The organism is Streptomyces sp. NPDC002785 (assembly GCF_040295565.1).
Classification (GTDB): Bacteria; Actinomycetota; Actinomycetes; order Streptomycetales; family Streptomycetaceae; genus Streptomyces.
Genome location: NZ_JBEOVN010000014.1, coordinates 10,613 through 26,782, shown reverse-complemented (window position 1 = coordinate 26,782; position 16,170 = coordinate 10,613). Strand labels below are relative to the sequence as shown.

The 16,170-nt window shown below is 70.4% G+C and carries 13 protein-coding genes; 5 read left to right on the top strand and 8 right to left on the bottom strand.

Annotation, left to right across the window (positions count from 1 at the left end; translation table 11 throughout):
• Nucleotides 1-395: 395 nt before the first annotated feature.
• Together ABTZ94_RS06315 and ABTZ94_RS06310 are read left to right on the top strand one after the other, a co-directional pair.
• The gene (locus ABTZ94_RS06315) at nt 396-974 is read left to right on the top strand and encodes a recombinase family protein (RefSeq protein WP_351198052.1); all 579 of its coding nucleotides are present in this window, start codon (nt 396-398) and stop codon (nt 972-974) included.
• Nucleotides 975-1,115: 141 nt separating this feature from the next.
• Nucleotides 1,116-1,481: a hypothetical protein gene (locus ABTZ94_RS06310; RefSeq protein WP_351198050.1), complete on the top strand. Its 366-nt coding sequence runs from the start codon at nt 1,116-1,118 to the stop codon at nt 1,479-1,481.
• A gap of 101 nt (nt 1,482-1,582) precedes the next feature.
• Here the strand turns inward: ABTZ94_RS06310 and ABTZ94_RS06305 are convergent, their stop codons facing one another.
• Nucleotides 1,583-2,176: an XRE family transcriptional regulator gene (locus ABTZ94_RS06305; RefSeq protein WP_351198048.1), complete on the bottom strand. Its 594-nt coding sequence runs from the start codon at nt 2,174-2,176 to the stop codon at nt 1,583-1,585.
• Between the two features lie 287 nt (nt 2,177-2,463).
• Between ABTZ94_RS06305 and ABTZ94_RS06300 the strand changes: the two genes are divergently transcribed.
• The gene (locus ABTZ94_RS06300) at nt 2,464-2,658 is read left to right on the top strand and encodes a hypothetical protein (RefSeq protein WP_351198046.1); all 195 of its coding nucleotides are present in this window, start codon (nt 2,464-2,466) and stop codon (nt 2,656-2,658) included.
• Nucleotides 2,658-2,855 carry a hypothetical protein gene (locus ABTZ94_RS06295; protein ID WP_351198044.1) on the top strand — a complete coding sequence of 66 codons (198 nt, stop codon included), beginning with the start codon at nt 2,658-2,660 and terminating at the stop codon, nt 2,853-2,855. The genes ABTZ94_RS06300 and ABTZ94_RS06295 overlap by 1 nt, the downstream gene beginning before the upstream one ends.
• Before the next feature lie 70 nt (nt 2,856-2,925).
• On the opposite strand, the gene ABTZ94_RS06290 is transcribed toward ABTZ94_RS06295, so the two are convergent.
• Complete coding sequence (locus ABTZ94_RS06290; protein WP_351198042.1) at nt 2,926-3,741, bottom strand: exodeoxyribonuclease III; 816 nt, start codon at nt 3,739-3,741, stop codon at nt 2,926-2,928.
• A 50-nt stretch (nt 3,742-3,791) separates the two neighbouring features.
• Between ABTZ94_RS06290 and ABTZ94_RS06285 the strand changes: the two genes are divergently transcribed.
• Nucleotides 3,792-4,271 (top strand): GNAT family N-acetyltransferase, encoded by a 480-nt coding sequence (locus ABTZ94_RS06285; protein ID WP_351198040.1) that lies wholly within the window; start codon nt 3,792-3,794, stop codon nt 4,269-4,271.
• A gap of 179 nt (nt 4,272-4,450) precedes the next feature.
• On the opposite strand, the gene ABTZ94_RS06280 is transcribed toward ABTZ94_RS06285, so the two are convergent.
• From ABTZ94_RS06280 to ABTZ94_RS06255, 6 genes are all read right to left on the bottom strand, one after another.
• Nucleotides 4,451-5,236, bottom strand: coding sequence for an SAM-dependent methyltransferase (locus tag ABTZ94_RS06280; protein WP_351198038.1), 786 nt, complete (start codon nt 5,234-5,236; stop codon nt 4,451-4,453).
• A gap of 170 nt (nt 5,237-5,406) precedes the next feature.
• Nucleotides 5,407-5,595, bottom strand: a complete 189-nt coding sequence (locus ABTZ94_RS06275; protein WP_351198036.1) for a hypothetical protein — start codon at nt 5,593-5,595, stop codon at nt 5,407-5,409.
• A gap of 65 nt (nt 5,596-5,660) precedes the next feature.
• Complete coding sequence (locus ABTZ94_RS06270; protein ID WP_351198034.1) at nt 5,661-7,823, bottom strand: DEAD/DEAH box helicase; 2,163 nt, start codon at nt 7,821-7,823, stop codon at nt 5,661-5,663.
• 16 nt (nt 7,824-7,839) lie between these two features.
• Nucleotides 7,840-9,225, bottom strand: coding sequence for a BREX system ATP-binding protein BrxD (gene brxD, locus ABTZ94_RS06265; RefSeq protein WP_351198032.1), 1,386 nt, complete (start codon nt 9,223-9,225; stop codon nt 7,840-7,842).
• Nucleotides 9,222-11,987, bottom strand: a complete 2,766-nt coding sequence (pglZ, locus tag ABTZ94_RS06260) for a BREX-2 system phosphatase PglZ (protein ID WP_351198030.1) — start codon at nt 11,985-11,987, stop codon at nt 9,222-9,224. The genes brxD and pglZ overlap by 4 nt, the downstream gene beginning before the upstream one ends.
• Nucleotides 11,987-16,069: a DUF6079 family protein gene (locus tag ABTZ94_RS06255; protein WP_351198028.1), complete on the bottom strand. Its 4,083-nt coding sequence runs from the start codon at nt 16,067-16,069 to the stop codon at nt 11,987-11,989. The genes pglZ and ABTZ94_RS06255 overlap by 1 nt, the downstream gene beginning before the upstream one ends.
• Between the last annotated feature and the right edge of the window lie 101 nt (nt 16,070-16,170).

Genomic DNA, 16,170 nt, shown 5'->3' with positions numbered 1-16,170 from the left:
GCTCTCTCAGCGGCAGAGCAATGACGAAGTGACGGTTCTCCCTACTTTTTTGATTGCACGTAGAAAAATAAGAGAAAAACAGAACAAGGGCCTCATCCGTCATCACGTCATCGTGGGCGCCCGCTTCGCTGTCGCGCTGCCGCACGTGGGCCCCAGGGAGGTGCCCCCTCCTCGCTTCCGGTCAGAGCGGCCGGGAGGGAAAACTCTCGCGTGGCTGATCGGACTGTTTGCGCGGGGAGTTGCTGTGCGTGACGGTCGACGGACGTCCATCAAACGATGGTTTATGAGACGCCTGCGACAGGGTCCGAGGGTGCCCGAACCCGTGTCCCAAAACCCGTCTCGGAACCCCTCGGGAACTCTTGATGTTTTGAGACGAGTTCTGAGACGATTGGTGCATGGTGAAGAACACGGGACACCTGATCGGCTATGTGCGAGTCTCCACCGACGACCAGGAAGCGCGGTTGCAGCACGACGCGCTGACTGAGGCGGGCTGCGCCCGGATCTTCGCGGACAAGGCGAGCGGCAAGAACACCGACCGCCCGGAACTGACGGCCGCTCTCGACTACGCCCGCCCAGGGGACACCCTGTGCGTGTGGAAGCTGGACCGGTTCGCCCGCTCGCTGATCGACCTGGTGACCCTGGTGGACTCCCTCGCTGCCCGTGGGATCGGCTTCAAGGTGCTGACGGGCGCGCTGGCGAGCATCGACCCGAACACCCCGGACGGTCGGCTCATGCTCCAGGTGGTGGGCGCCATGGCGGAGTTCGAGCGCAGCTTGATCAAGGATCGTACGCGCGCCGGTCTCGACGCTGCTAGGGCTCAGGGGCGCATGGGTGGCCGTCCGGCCGTGATGGACGCGGACAAGCTCGCTGCGGCCAAGGCTCGGAAGGCCAAGGGCGAGAGCGTCACGGTCATCGCAAAGGCCCTCGGGGTGTCCCGCGCGACGCTGTATCGGGCGCTGAGCGACAACGAGTAGTCCGACCAGCCCCAATAGGCCGTCCGCCCGATGAGGTGGGCGGTCTTTCGGCTTGTCCAGCCGCTACGACCAGTACGGCCCCGAAGTCCGTGTGGCGCTTGGGGGTGTCATTCAGAACGAGGCGTCGCCATGATGGCCCACGTGACGACGCACGGGTACAACGGAAGTCACGTTCTCTTTCGGCAAGCTAAGGCGCGTGCCCTCGCTGCGCAACGCTTTGCCGAGGAGGCGGCGCAGAAGCGGGTGGTCGGCGACTCCGACATGGAGCGGAGGCAGCGTGAACGGGGCGCCGTGATCGCCACAGTGATCTTGGCGCAGGGGGCTGCCGAAGGCTACGTCAACTGGGTCTTCCTCCAGGCCGGCGTCACGGGGAGTGGTACATGGATAGACCGATGGGCTGGCTTGCGCAATGCTGCCGCAGCGCTTCGCCGCGAGCACAAGTTTGGCCTTGAGAAGGAGCGCAGGAACTTCTTCACCCCGTTTTTTGGGGCGCTTTTCGCCGTCTGATCAGCGGAAAAGTGACGGGCAGCGTCGGAGAACGGCCCTGTGAAGGGGGGAGTGCCCCCGGAGTGCCCCGGGCGGGGGGCGGAACGTGGCGGCAGGCGGGTTTACGTACGGGTTTCCGGGCCCCGAGACACAGCCCGCTCCCACAGTTCCTCGCCGTGCTCCGCGAATCGGTCGAACATGCCCCCGCCGCCGTGGCGGCGCAGGTGCAGGAGGGGTGAGTCGTGGCCGACGAGTCGGGCGAGATGTGGTGTCACCAGGGCTTCGCCATCGAAGCGGAACACGGACAGGCTCACATGGTTGATGGCGTCCAGCGGGGCGGAGACGCGCACCTCCACGCCTTCGAGCGGCCCGAGACGGTCCAGGTGCTCCAGCGTGATCCTGATGCGCGTGGAGACGGACAGGGCCACGTCCTCGATCGTCTCCCGCTGACGGGTCACCTCACCGTCCGGGTCGCCCACGAGGAACCGCACCCGGCACCCCGCCTCGGCCTTGCGTCGGATCGTGTCCGCGAAGTGGGGCACCTGGGTCCAGAAGAAGTAGTTCGTGTAGCCGGCGAGGAAGAGTTCCGTGCGCGCTGACTCGACGAGTTCCGTCCAGATCGTTGACGGGCACGCGGACCGGTACGGGTAGCTGTGGACCAGCTCTCGATCAGTGCCGATCTTCACGCGTTCCTGTACCGCCTTCGGCCACAACATCTCTTCGTCCACTCCCAGCGCCCGACAGGCGTCCGCTCGGTTCCTTGCGTGTGGTGTCAGATCAGCATTGCTCAACCATCGTTCCACCTGCTTTGCGGATACCCCCACCCGGTACGCTAGCTGGCGCGTGGACAAGCCTGCGCCTTCCATGGCGGACTGAAGAGCGGCGTTCAAGTCAACCCCCCTCACCGTGCCCTTTTAGGCTTTCTTCGACCCTAGCGCCGAACGTCTCAACTGTCCGCCATGTGGGGCGAGATACGTCCGCGAGGGTGGGTCACGCTCCCGCCATGACCGAACCCACGCGATACAGCACCCCACCGGTTGAACTGCCGCTGCGACTGGACCCGGAACCGGCCCCGGTCGAAGAATGCGCTGGTTGTGTCGAGTTGGCCGCAGTGCGGGACCGCGCTCGCGTCGTGGGTGACTGGACGACCGTGACCGACTGCAACGTCTACATGCGGCGCCACCCCGAGGGGCACTGATGGTCACCCGGGCGGACATCGGCAAGCCGGTCAAGGACGACGCCGGGAGGATCGGCATCCTGCGTGCCGTGATCCGGGACTACGAGGACCCCGCCGATCTGCCGGGCGCGCGCCGGAAGAGCCCTGCGGCGTTCCTGTGGCCCGAGGGTGGGGGCCGTGAATGGCTGGTCCCGCCGGACAGTGTGCAGCGCGTGTAGCACCCCCTATTACGGCCCCGTCCGGCGACGGCGAGCAACACGGCCGGACGGGGCTTTCCGCTGCCGCTCCCTACAGGTCGAAAACGGCAGTCACGGGCGCGTGATCACTCCACCGTTCCGCATGGCTCGCGGCCCTCTCCACGTACGCCTTCACCGCACGCTCCGCCATGCGAGGGGAACTGACGATGAGGTCGATGCGCCAGCCCGTGTCGTTGTCGAAGGCCCGCCCGCGGTAGGACCACCACGAGTACGGCCCCTCCTCCTGCGGGTGCAGCGCCCGTACGACGTCGACGTACTCGGCCTCGTCGAAGACCCGGGTCAGCCACTCCCGCTCCTCGGGGAGGAAGCCGGAGTTCTTCTTGTTGCCCTTCCAGTTCTTCAGATCGGCCTCCTGGTGGGCGATGTTCCAGTCGCCGCACACCACGACCTCACGGCCGTCGGCCGCCGCCCGCTTCTTGAGGCCCTTCAGATACGGGAGGAACGCGGCCATGAACCGTTCCTTCTCGTCCTGCTTCTCCGTGCCGACCTCGCCGGAGGGCAGATACAGGCTCGCGACCGTGACACCGGGCAGGTCGACCTCGATGTAGCGGCCACTCGCGTCGAACTCCTCGCTCCCGGCGTCCCCGAAGCCGCCGAACCCTATCTGCACGCGCTCGGGCGCCCGCCGCGTATAGAGGGAGACACCGGCCCGCCCCTTGGCGGCGGCCGGTGCGTGCACGGTGTGCCAGCCCTCGGGTTCGCGCACCTCGTCGGGCAGCTGCTGCGGCTCGGCCCGCACCTCCTGCAGGCAGATCACATCGGCTTCGGTCCGGGCCAGCCACTCGACGAAGCCCTTCTTGGCGGCGGCGCGGAGCCCATTTACATTGACGCTGGTCACAGTGAGCATTACGGCACGATACCGACACCCCACGGGTGCATACCTGTACCATAACTCGCATGAATATCCACTTTCGGCCCTTCGATCACGCCGATGCCGTCAAACTCAACGACCAGGTGCAGCTCGAATACGCCGAGCGATACGGCGACGAGGGCGATGTCACACCGCTCGACGCATCAATGTTCGAGCCGCCGAACGGTCTGTACCTCCTCGCCTACGATGCGCCGGGCCGCCCGGTCGCCACCGGCGGCTGGCGCTCCCAGGACCGGAACGACGAGGGCTACTCCGACGGCGACGCCGAGATCAAGCGGATGTTCGTGGTACCCGAGGGCCGCGGCAACGGGCTGGCGCGCCGCATCCTGGCCGCCCTGGAGGCCGACGCGCGGGCGGCTGGCCGTAGCCGGATGGTGCTGGAGACCGGGGACAAGCAGCCCGAAGCGATCGCGCTGTACACGTCCAGCGGTTACACCCCGTGCGAGAAGTTCGGTCACTACCGCACGTACGAGAACAGCATCTGCTTCGCGAAGCCGCTGCGGTAGCCCGCGGGTCGCGACCGCGGGCGGGCCGCAGGCCTCGGCCGCGTACCGCCAGAACTCCCGCATCATCGCGGGCGGCGTCGGTCCGGCCGTTTCCAGCTGAGTGGCAGGACGGTGACCGTGCCGGTGAAAACTGCCGCTTTGGCCCCGGCTCATCGGTCCCGGACGTCACTCCCCCCGGCTCAGCGCACCCGCCCGACACCCACGTAGAAGCCACTGCGTTCCCGCACCGGCGCAGGCTCCCCCTGGTACCACTCCGTGGCGAACACCAGCCCGGGCTCGACGAGGTCCAGGCCGTCGAAGAAGGGCTCGACCTCGCTCCGCGTACGCATCCTCAGCGGGATCGCCCCCTTCTTGTACGCGCTCTCGGTCTCCTGCCGAAGTTCGGGATGCTGGTCGGCCGTGCCGTGCGAGAGCACCAGGAAGCTGCCCGCCGGCAGGGCCTCGACCAGGGTGCGGGTGATGCCGTACGGGTCCTGGTCGTCGGGCAGGAAGTGCATCAGCGCGATCAGGGACAGCGCGATGGGCCTGCTGAAGTCCAGCAGCTCACGGGCGTGTTCGAGGATCGCCTTCGGCTGCCGTACATCCGCGTGGATGTAGTCGGTGACACCCTCCGGGCTGCTGATCAGCAACGCTTCCGCGTGACGCAGGACGATCGGGTCGTTGTCCGCGTAGACGATCCGGGCATTCGGTGTGATGGCCTGGACGACCTGGTGCAGATTGGGCGCCGTGGGGATGCCCGTGCCGATGTCGAGGAACTGCGAGATCCCGCCCAGCGCCAGCCACGCGGAGGCCCGGTGCATGAAGGCCCGGTTCCGCGCCGCGTTGCCCCGCGCCTCCTCGGGCAGCGTCTCCCCCACCTGCTGGTCGACCGGATAGTTGTCCTTGCCGCCCAGCAGCCAGTCGTAGACACGCGCGGGATGGGGCTTGCTGGTGTCGATCTGGGGTTTGGGCATTCCGGCCGTCACAGGACGCTCCTCCGTACGGGGAAATCACGAGCAGCTGAGAGCTCGGCCCGACATGGGAACACCCCCGGCAGGACCCACTGAACGGGCGGGCAACGCCAGCGTAGTCGGCCCCGCCGTCACCGCCCCGCCCCGGGCGCCGGGAGAACCGCGAACGGGCGTGCCGCGCCCGCTCACACGTCATCGACCGGTGGTTCGACCCTGCGGCCGTCGTCGGGCAGCATCACCAGGCGTACGGCCATCCGGCGTGCGTCCGGCGGGTGTTCGCCGGGCTCACTTGCGTATGTGTGCAGCAGCGTCTGGTACTCCTCGGTAAACGAAGCGACCTGTTCCTTCGTCATCCGCAGTCGCCGCTCACTCACCCGCCCGCCATGACAAGGTTCCTGCAGCGGCGCCGGGTTGTGCCGTTGCAGCGGGAACGGCGGCGCTACGTGTTGCCGAGCGTGATGAAGCGCGCCGGTTCGGTGAGGACCATGCCGGCACTCTCCTCATCCGTCATGCGCGCAGCAAGGGTGGCCTCGGCCAGGCGGAGCGGGAGGGCTTCTCCGAACTTGAGGCCACGAACCGCCCGGCTGTCGACCTCGGGCAGGCACAGGCCCGCCCCGGTGTCCGCGCGGGCGATCTGCCAGACCTGATGCGTGAGGTCGTCGCGGAGCCGGATCCACTGGTCGCTGACGCGCCGATGCGGGACCGCCACCGAGGCCAGCGACGCTGCCAGAGTGGCGTTGGCACGGTGGCCCGCCCATGTCCACCAGCGGACGTCGCCGTCGGCGTGTCGGGTGACCACGGTTCCACCGGGGTGGACTGCGTGCAGGTGGACGTCACGTGCTTCGGCAAGTTTGGCCGTTGCGCGTGCGGTCAGGCGGACCGGTGGGTCCTGGCCGAGGAGTACGTCCCGGGCGGCGCGGGTCAGGGCGAAGGAGCGGATACGATCCGCGCCGAAGCCGCTCCAGCGGGCGCGACCTCCTTCGTCGGCCGGCTCCACGAAACAGCGCTTGCGCGTCCAGTCGATGTAGGTCACCAGCCAGTTGCGACCCGCGAGAAGCAGCTTGCGCGGGCCGTCGATCTCCTCGGTGAGCAAGTCGGGGTCGGTGCGGCCGATCTCGGTACGGCCGTTGAGTACGGTGAACTCCGGCGGGGAGGTGAACATCGCCGTCAGTTTCATGAAGTGGCGGTGACCGTAGCGTCGTTCGGCCTCCGGGCCGATGAACAGCAGTCCACCGTCCTGGTCCAGATACCCCTCCTCGACCAGGTGGCGGACGACGGGCAGCGCGCCCGGCCCGAAGGGGCCCATGCCGCCCCACCACTCCCGCCACAGGTTCTCCCCGACCCGGTGCTCCTGCAGGCACAGGGCCAGCAGCTGCTGGGCCACCAGGTGGCGGGGCTCGGGCGGCGCGACGACGGGTTCAACCCAGCCACGGGACCACTGCAGCAGAAGCGCAGCGGCCGAGAGCAGCCCTTCGGGGGTGAGCGCGAGGAAGAGGCAGTTGCGTGTGGTGCCGGAGCGGCGTCCGGTGCGGCCGATGCGCTGGAGGAACGAAGCGACTGTGGCCGGAGCGTCGAGCTGGATGACGCGGTCCAGGTCGCCGACGTCGATGCCGAGTTCCAGAGTGCTGGTGGAGACGATCACGCAGTCGCGTGCTTCGGCGAAGGCTTCTTCGGCGCGCCGTCGTTCATCGACGGACAGCGAGGCGTGGGACAGGAAGGTCGTGACGCCCTTCAGGCGCAGTTGCTCGCCCAGTTCCTCAACGGTGCGGCGGGTCTCGCAGAAGACCAGACGCTTCTCACCTCGGTGCAGGGCCGCGATGACGGTGGCGGCGTTCGCGACGGAACCGACGTAGTCGAGTTCCACATCCCCGGGCGGCGGCGTCGCGGCGGCCTGTCCCTCCGTGTCCACCTCTGCTCGGCTCTCCTGCGCGAGGTGAGGCGCGACAACCCGCGCGGGCCGGCGCCCGTGTCCTGAGCCCTGAAGCCAGGTCAGCAGCTCACCGGGGTTGCCGATGGTGGCGGAGAGGCCGACCCGCTGGAGCGGGCGGCCGACGATACGGCTCAGGCGTTCCAGTACGGCGAGCAGGTGCCAGCCCCGGTCGTCGCCCGCGAACGCGTGCACCTCGTCGATCACGACCGTGTGGAGTCCCGAGAAGAAGGAGCGGTGGTCGACGTGTGCGCTGACCAGCATGGATTCCAGGGACTCGGGTGTGGTGAGGAGGATGTCGGGGCGCTGGGCAAGGATGCGGCGCCGTCGGCTCGTGGTGATGTCGCCGTGCCACAGCTCGGCCGTGCGGCCCATCCACCCGGTGTAGGTCCGCAGCCGTGGGTGAAGGTTGTTGAGCAGGGCCTTGAGCGGGCACACGTACAGCACGCTGGTGCCCTTCCAGCCCTGCCGGTTCATGCGCGTCAGCAGGGGAAAGGCCGCCGCTTCGGTCTTTCCTCCAGCGGTGGGCGCGAGGAGTACGGCGTCCTCGCCGCCCAGGAGCGGCTCGACCGCCTCTTCCTGCAGAGGGCGCAGGGAGCGCCAGCCGAGGGCGTTGACGATGTGGTGCCCGAGGACGGGGTCCAGGAGGTCGAAGACGTCGGCCTCTTCCTTCATGACAGGTCCGGTTCCTTCATGACCGGTCCGGCGCGAGGCCCAGGTCCGGCTCGGGGCCCAGGTCCAGCTCGGGGCCCAGGTCCAGCTGAATGTCCCCGGCGCCGGTGGCCGCGCTGCGTTCCGTCTCGTTGAGTTCGGCGCTGTTGAGGGTGAGCGCGTAGTGCGCACGGGGGTCGAAGTCGGGGAACTCGTCGACCCTGTCGAGGATGTCGGCGACGAGCTTGCGCAGGTACAGGCGCGGGGCGATGCCGACCTTGCCGCCGAGGGACCCGGTGACAGCACGGGCCAGTTCGTCGAGGTAGGCGTCGTCCACCCGGTCGGCAATCCGCTGCGGGTGGCGGGCCGCTCCCGTGTACAGGTCCCGCACCTTGCGCCCGAGTTCGCCGAGCGAGTCCAGGTCGAATCCGGCCAGCCGCAGTTGGACGGCGCGGGGGGAGTCGAAGCGGGGGTCGGTGGTGAAGTCGGTGGCCAGCCGCTGGGCGAGGGGCGCAAGGCGCTGGACGCCCTGCTGTCCGTCGTAGAAGGCGGGGGTGCCGGTGATGACGAGGAAGAGGCCGGGGAAGCGTCCGGCGTCGATCTCGTCGAGGAGCTGGCGCAGCGCGTTGAGGGACTTCTCGCGTACGTCGCCGCGCACGCGTTGCAGGGTCTCCACCTCGTCGAGGACCAGGAGCAGTCCGGGGTGTCCGCAGTCCCGCAGGACGGTCAGCAGTCCTTGGAGGAAGCCGAGGGCGCCGAAGTGGTCGAGGTCGCCGCGGATGCCCGCGGCACGCTTGGCGGCGGCGGCCACCGATTTCTGGCCGCCGAGCCAGGCGATCAGCGCTTCGGCGTGCGCGCCGTCACCGGCGGCCACCGCACGGCGGTAGCCGCGCAGGGCGGCGGAGAAGGCCGGGGTGGTGCGGGCGACGTCGGCGAGCCGGCGTTCCAGCAGTTCGTCGACGGCCTGCGCCAGCGCCTCCTCGTCGTCGTCGGCGACCTCACCGGCGGCGAGGACCTCCTCCTCCAGGGCGTAGAACCAGGAGTCGACGACCGCCCGGAGGGCGGAGGGCTGGTGGGTGGCCGTGGTGAGACGTTCGACGAGTCGGCGGTAGACGGTCTCCAGGCGGTGCAGCGGCGTCTCGGTCTCGGAGATCTGCACCTCGCTCACCGCGAGTCCTCGCCGCTTGGCGCGTTCGGCGAGCCAGCGGGCGAAGAAGGTCTTGCCCGAGCCGTACTCGCCCCGCAGGGCGTGGAACGCGCAGCCCCCACGGGCTGCGGTGGCCAGGTCGTCGTCGAGGGCCGCTTCGAAGCGTTCCAGGCCGACGGCGAAAAGCCCGAGGCCGGCCTGCGGCACGGTGCCGCGCCGCAACGCGTCGACCACGTCGCGCCGCCGCACGGCGCTGACGTCGGATGCCGGTGTGTTCATGCCGTCTCTCCGAGGAACTGTTGCTCCAGCAGTGCCCTGTCGAGCTGGACGGTGCGTCCGGACTCGATGAGCTGGAGCACGGAGTAGCCGTCGATGTTGAGGAGGCGTTCCAGGACGGTGGCGAAGCGTTCCGGATTGCGCTGCGAGCGCCCCGTGGCGGCCTGGGCGGCGGCGGTCACCGCTCCGGGCGACAGTTTTCCCCCCGCCGCAAGGAGCGCGTCGAGCACGGCGGCGACGGCCTTGTCGGCGGGTGCGCCACGGACGAATTCGCGCTGTGCCTTGTAGGACGCGGACCGTACGGTACGGGCGCCGGGGCTGTCCTGACCGGTGGTGGGGTCACCGGTTTCCTGGTGCTGGACGTCCGGCCTCTTGCCGGGCGCGGTCGCAGCCACGTCCCCGGACGGCTCGGCCCCGGAGGCGGGGCTCTTCTCGTCGTCGCGCCACCAGCCCGGGGCGATGCGCTCGGTCGGCAGCAGTGTCCATCCCTCGGGGACCAGGTCCGCGGACGGCACCAGGGTGATGACGGGGACGGTGACCTCTGCGAGGGAGGCGCCACCGTGGTAGCCGGCCTGCCGGGCGGTGTAGCGCAGGTCCTCGCGCCAGGCCAGGGTGATCCGGCCGCGCACCCGGGGACCGGATACCTCGATCTCGCCGTCCGCCGGGGTCCCGGTGCGCCACCGGGCTCCTTCGGCCTTGCCCCCCAGGGGCTGCTGCCCGTGGTCACGCGGGGTGCGGTCGATGATGTGGCCGTGGTCGGAGACGAGAACGACCGGACGGCCGTAGTTGCGTGCCTCTTTCAGCAGGTCGGGCAGTTTGCCGATGTCCTCGGGCACCCACCGGCCCCGGGCGCCTTCGCGTCCGTCGGCGAGCGCGTCGTCGACGGTGTTGAGGACGACTCCGACGATGTCGTCGGAGGCCAGGGCCTGAAGTACCTCGGGGGCCAGCCGGTGACCGGGCGGTCCTTCGTAACCGCCCTTGTGGAAGAGCTGGGCGGCGCGGTGGCGCTTCTTCCAGAACGCGGTGAACCCGGCGCGTTCGGTGCTCTGTCCGCCCTCGGCGGGCTGTCCGCACAGCAGGGAGGCCCTGCTGAGGGTCGTCACGGACGGCAGCATCGACACGGCGGCCCGGCGGGCGGCGTCCTCGCCGGGGCGCGGCTTGGGGACCACTTCGGTCCATGCCCGCCGGTCGAGCGCGCCGGCGAGCTGTACGGCGACGTCGGCGCTCATGCCGTCGAGCACGAGGATCAGCGGCCTGCCGGGCTCGCGGCCGGCTGCCCCGTCGCCGTCGCGTTCGAGCGTCCTGCTGAGCGGTACGGCCGCCTCGGTCAGCACGTCCTCGATGAGCAGTGCGCCTCCGGGTGCCTGACGGCAGGCGCCTTCGCTCCAGAGGGCGAGCCGCTGGGCGAACTGCTCGTCGAGGGTGGCCCTTCGTGCCCGTACCGCTCCTATCAGCCGCTGGTAGGCGTCCGCGACGGCCGGGTCCCGGGAGGTGTCGCCCTCGGCGAGGACCCCGACGGCCAGGTCGGCCCAGCCGGAGGACGTCAGATGGCTGTGGACGCCGTGGGCCACCGACTCCACGGGCTGCAGGGGTTCCTGCAGCCAGCGGACCAAGTGCACCGCCGTGCGGGCATTCTCGGTGGAGTCGGCGTACAGGGCGGCGAGGTGGTGCCCGGTGAGGTCGCGCAGTGCGGCCTGGGCGTCGCTCGCCAGGCCGTGCAGGGTACCGGCGAGATGACGCAGCCGGGTCCGGTAGCCGGAGGGCAGCAGCCGGTCGGTTCCGGTCAGGGGGCCGAGCCGGGCGTCGTCGGCGAGCCGGTCGGCACGGTCGAGGATGTCGAGTACCCGGTCGCGGGCGTCGGCCCGCTGCGGTCCGTGGCCTTCGGCCTCGGCGATCCAGCGGGTGAGGACTCCGGTGACGGCGTCCGCGAAGGGCCGCAGCGCGTCGAAGGAGGCGAGCGCGGGGCCGAAGAGGGTACCGAGCGCGAATCCGGTGGATTCCGGCGTGGCGGAGGCCAGTGCGGCGGAGGCGAGTGCGCCGAGCGGCAGAGCGTCCGCGCCGCGCCCGTCGGCGGCGAGGGCCAGGAGGGTGGGGGCGGCCGGTCCGACGGTCCGCAGGAGCCAGTCGCTGAGCCCGTCGCGTTCGGCGACGGGCAGCGCGGCGTAGCGTGCGGGGCCGGTGGGTGTACGCGTCCAGGCGAACAGCGTGTCGGCGTCGAGGTCGAGGGTGTCGGTGGTGGTGTCACCGAGTGCGAGCCGTGCGGCAAGGAGGGTGCGTACGGCCCGGTCGCGGGTGAGGACGGCTCCGGCACGGGGCCAGCCGTCGGCCGGTTCGGCTTCCAGCAGTGCGTCCAGGAGCCAGCGTTCACCGGCCATCCGGGGGTCGACGTCGGTGGCGCCGAAGAGCTGCTTGACGATCTCGGCGCGGTCGACGGCCAGCGGGCGGTGGCGGACGGCGTGGGCCCGCAGGTCCCACCCCAGTTGGTCGGCGGGGACCGCTCCGGTGACGACGAGGACGCTGTCGCCGTCCGGGTCGTCCTCGGTGCTGTGGCGCTGCCAGGCGTCGGCGATGCCGAGCGGGGAGTCCTGGTCGGTGATACGGACCCGGCGGCTCGTGTCCGCGACGCGCAGGGTGAACTCGGCGCCCTGCCCCGGGCCTTCGTAGGTGGCGTCGACGAGGACGAGCCGCCGGCCTCCGGCGTCCGGGAGTTCCGCTTGCAGCAGGACTTCGATGGCGCGTCGGCCCACGGCGGGGCGAGTGCCCATCAGCGGTGCCCGTCCGTCCCGGCTCCGAGGCCGCCGGAACCGCCGGCAGAACCCGAACCGCCGGCGGAACCGGGACCGCCCGAGGGGCCGGGTACCGTCGCACCGCCCGTCTGCCCACCGGCGTCGACCGCCCGCCAGATGATCTCCACCGGTGTGTCGGGGTTCCCGGCGCGGAAGTCCTCGATCTCCTGCCGTACGGCGGCCAGTTCACCGGCGAGCAGCGTCTCCAGGCCGCTCGCTCCGGCCTGGACGACCCGCCGGGCGGCACGGGGGCCGGGCACGGCCGCGGTGGCCTCTTCGGCCGCGGACCCGGTCGTGGGCCCGGGTGCGGGCCACAGGAACCCGGTCTCCGCGGGGCCCGCCGACGGACCGGCCGACGGTTCCTGGCGCGAGGACACCGCCGGACTGCCGTGTTCGGTGAGGGAGACGGTTCCGGGTCCCGGCGCGGGGGCCGGCGGCAGCGGCGCCGTCCGTTCCAGCTGGAGCGCGGCGTCGAAGATACCCATCGCCGTCGACCGCACCTCGCGGAGCACGGGCGCCAGCGGCCGCTCGAACTCCGATGCGTGGACGGTCTCGGCGATGTGGTCGAAGAGCCGCCCGGCCCGGTCGCCCACGCTGTCGTCCCGGTCACGGAGGCTCTGGACGCGCTTCAGCACGGGCCAGTCGGTGGCGTCCAGGGCGGCGAGCACGCCCTCGGCGCTTTCCATGGTGTGGGCCAGTTCCCGGGCGGGGGTCTGGTGGGTGACCGCGGCGAGTTCCTTGACCAGGGCGGTCGCGTCGCTGCCGTGCCGCCCGAGCCGGGCCAGCACGCCCGCGGCGTCCCGCAGCATCGCGGTACGCGGCACCGCGGTACCGGCGCCGAGGCCGACCAGCTCCGCGTGCCGGTCCAGTGCGGCGCGCACACCCGCCACGTCCTTCTCGAACTTCTCCGCCTTGGCGCGCACATCGGCGGCCAGCTGGTTGACGTTGCGCGCGTACGGCTGGGGCTTGGCGGACACACCGAAGAGGTGCCCGGCACGGTCCCTGGCCTTCTCGTACTCCTCGTTGTCGGGCAGCGGCTGGGCGCGCAGCCTCCAGCCGGGCCCGATCGACATGAAGTCGGGGGCCACGCTCTCGGAGCCGGAGTGGAGCACCCAGGCGCGGTCGTCCAGCAGCGCGTAGGCGGCGATCAGCAGGTTGGTGGTCTGCTTGTCGAGTCCGGAGTAGCCGAGGGGTTCCTCGGTGATCCAGCGGCGGATGTCCTCGACGGAGAGGTCGTCCCGCTCCTGGTTCTGGGCGGCGGCCTGGTTGATGCGGGCACGCCAGTCGGCGCGCAGGACGAGCGGGCCGTCGTGGACCGTGCCGAGTTCCAGCGGTTCGACGATGCGTTTGACGGTCGCCACCTGGTTGCGGTCGACCTCTACGCGTCCCCCGTCGTCCATGGCGCGGGTGATCCACTCCAGGGCGGTGCGCAGCTCGGCCGGGGTGACGGCCTTGCGCTGGCCGTGGCGGTCGGTGCCGAAGTCCGGGTGCTTGGGGTGGAGCGCGCCGAACATTCCGTCGGCGAGGTGAGCCACGTTGTCCGCGAACTGCTTGCCGCCCTCCAGCTCGGGGCGCGGGAACTGCGGCAGGAGCGACAGGACATGACGGCCCTCGACCACCTCGGCGGCCTTGGTGCCCTCCTTGGGCGCGGAGATGCCGTACACCTCGCCGAGCGAGGCGACGAGCGTGTGGGTCAGGGTGTCCCGGCCGATTTCGAGCTGACGCCGGGCCTTGACCCGGTCGTCGGGCGCGTAGGTACGGGTGTACTCGTCCAGCCGGTTGCGCTCCAGCAGGAAGTTGATCCGCATCAGCCGGCCGAGCTGGGCCTTGCGCTGCTCGGAGAAGAAGTCGGGCAGCCAGACCAGGGTGGCGGCGGACAGGCCGTTCTTCTCCAGCTCCTTCACCCGCTGGTAGTCGTAACTGGGATAACGGCCGTCCTTGTCGTCCCAGGGGTAGTCGACGACGAAGCGGACGTGCGCGCTGTCGGACGGCGTGAAGTGCTCGTCGGCCACCTCCCGCGGATCGCATACGTTGCCGAACACGAACTCCGCGGTGCGCCGGGTGCCCCGCCAGACGATCTCCTTCTCGACGATCAGACTGTCCTTGACGCCGAACAGCTCCCACAGCCGGTCGCGCACCCACACCCGGCGCACGCCGACCTTGTCCTCACCGGCGACGGCGTCGAGCAGCGGTTCGATGTCCAGGTCGGACAGGTGCAGCGAGAACACCGGATCGGTGTGGCCCTCGGCGAGCAGCTCACTGTGGAAGGTGCCGCGCAGCGCCTGCATCCTGTCGGCGACCTTGTCGCCCGGCGGGACGGTCCGCGACCGTACGGAGCCGTGGTTGAGGGCGGCCAGCCGCGCGCCGGTGAGCCTGCGCAGCGCGGGGACGTCGGGGGCGAGCGCGGCGAGCAGCAGCGTCTTGACGAACCGGTCGTCGGCGAGGAAGTCGGGGTGGTCCGCCCGGCCGTACTGCGCCAGCAGGTGTGCCCGGGCCTTGACGTGGAACTTCTCGGCGGCGTCGGACTCGCGCTTGAGCTGCTCGGTGAAGGCCGCCCCGGTGCCGTCGACGAGGATGTCCCACAGGTCGCCGAGCGGGATGAGCTGCCCGAGCGGGGCGTCGGCGTTCTTCTCCAGCAGCTGCTGGACCAGCTTCAGCCCGCTGCGTTCACGCTGGAGTGCGCCGGACAGCGCGACGAGCACGTTCAGCAGGGCCGGGGAGAGCGGGTAGACGGCACGGAAGTCGTCCCAGTTCGCACTGGTGGCGCCCTGGTCGTCCAGCAGGATGTCCTTGACCTGCTGGTTCGACCGGTCGATGCCCGCGAAGGCGCCTTCCAGGACCTCTTCCTGGCCGGGCTTCGCCTTCAGCACCCGCTCTTTGATGATCTCCGGGAGGTTGCGGTCCTCCAGGTTGATGACCTCGAAGCGCTCCTGGAGGTACTGGAGCGCCTGCTCCATGTTCTGTACGTCGGAGCCGAGGATGTCCTTGCCGACGAGCTGGGACAGGTCGCGCTGCCGGGAGATGAAGGAGACGATCGGCACCGGCCGGGCGGCGTTGCCCGACTCGATGAGCTTGACGAGCTTCTGGATCTCCTCGTTGACCCAGGTGCGGTCCCGCATCCGGGCCTGGAGCCAGAGGATCAGCTCGTCGAGGAAGAGCACGACGCCGTCGTAGTCGAGCGCCCGGGCGTGCTTGCTGATCTCGCTGAGCCCGTCGTCCAGCGATACGAACGCACGCACATCGTCGGCCTTGCCGGTGGCGTACGACTTCATGGGGCCGCTGAGGAGGGCGGAGACGAGGCGCTTGCGGCCCTCGTCGTCGGCGTGTGCGGCAAAGGCGGCGTCGAGCTCCGCACCGGTCCACGGGGTGGCGGTGGCGGAACCGATGGGAGCCAGGCCGCCGTCGGCGGGAGCGGAGCCGATGGGGGTCAGGCCGTCACCGATGGGGGCCAGGCCGTCGTCGGCGACGGGCGTACGGGGCGCGGCAGGCGCGGCGGTACCGGTGGTGGGCAGCAGCCGCGCGAACGCCTCGTCGCCGAGCGACTCCCGCATCGCCCGGGCGTCGGCCAGCAGCGCGTCCGACTTGTAGACCGCCGGGGTCGGCGCGTCCGGATGCTCGGCACGCACGGTCCTGACGTAACCGTCGAGCAGCGCGGAGTCCAGGTTGGCGGCGCCGATCAGGTGGTAGGGCACCATCAGGAACTTCTTGCCGGGCAGCCAGTCGTTGTGCTCCCCGACCACCTCGCGCAGCCGGGGCTTGGCCCTGGCCGCCGGGTCGCCGTTGAGCACGGCGTGCAGCACGGTCAGGAAGTGGCTCTTACCGGCGCCGAAGGAGCCGTGCAGATAGGCGGCGTACGACGAGTTCTTCCGCACCGCGCCCCGCACCAGCCGCAGCGCCTTGTCGAACTCCTTCGCCAGCTGCTCGGTGACCACATAGTCGGCCACCGATCCGGCCTGGGCATCGCCGAAGCCGTCGGTCAGGGCGACCTTGAAGTCACCGGCGTGGGCATCCTCCTTGATGTCGAGGACATCCCTCAGCACGACATTGCTGCCCCTGGCCATCAGCCGCTCCCGCTCCCACCGCGTCCGCCCGGCTCTGCTGGCCGGTCACTCGCCGGTCCGGGCCGTCACCGAGGCCCGCCGCACCGTTTTCACCGTTCCTC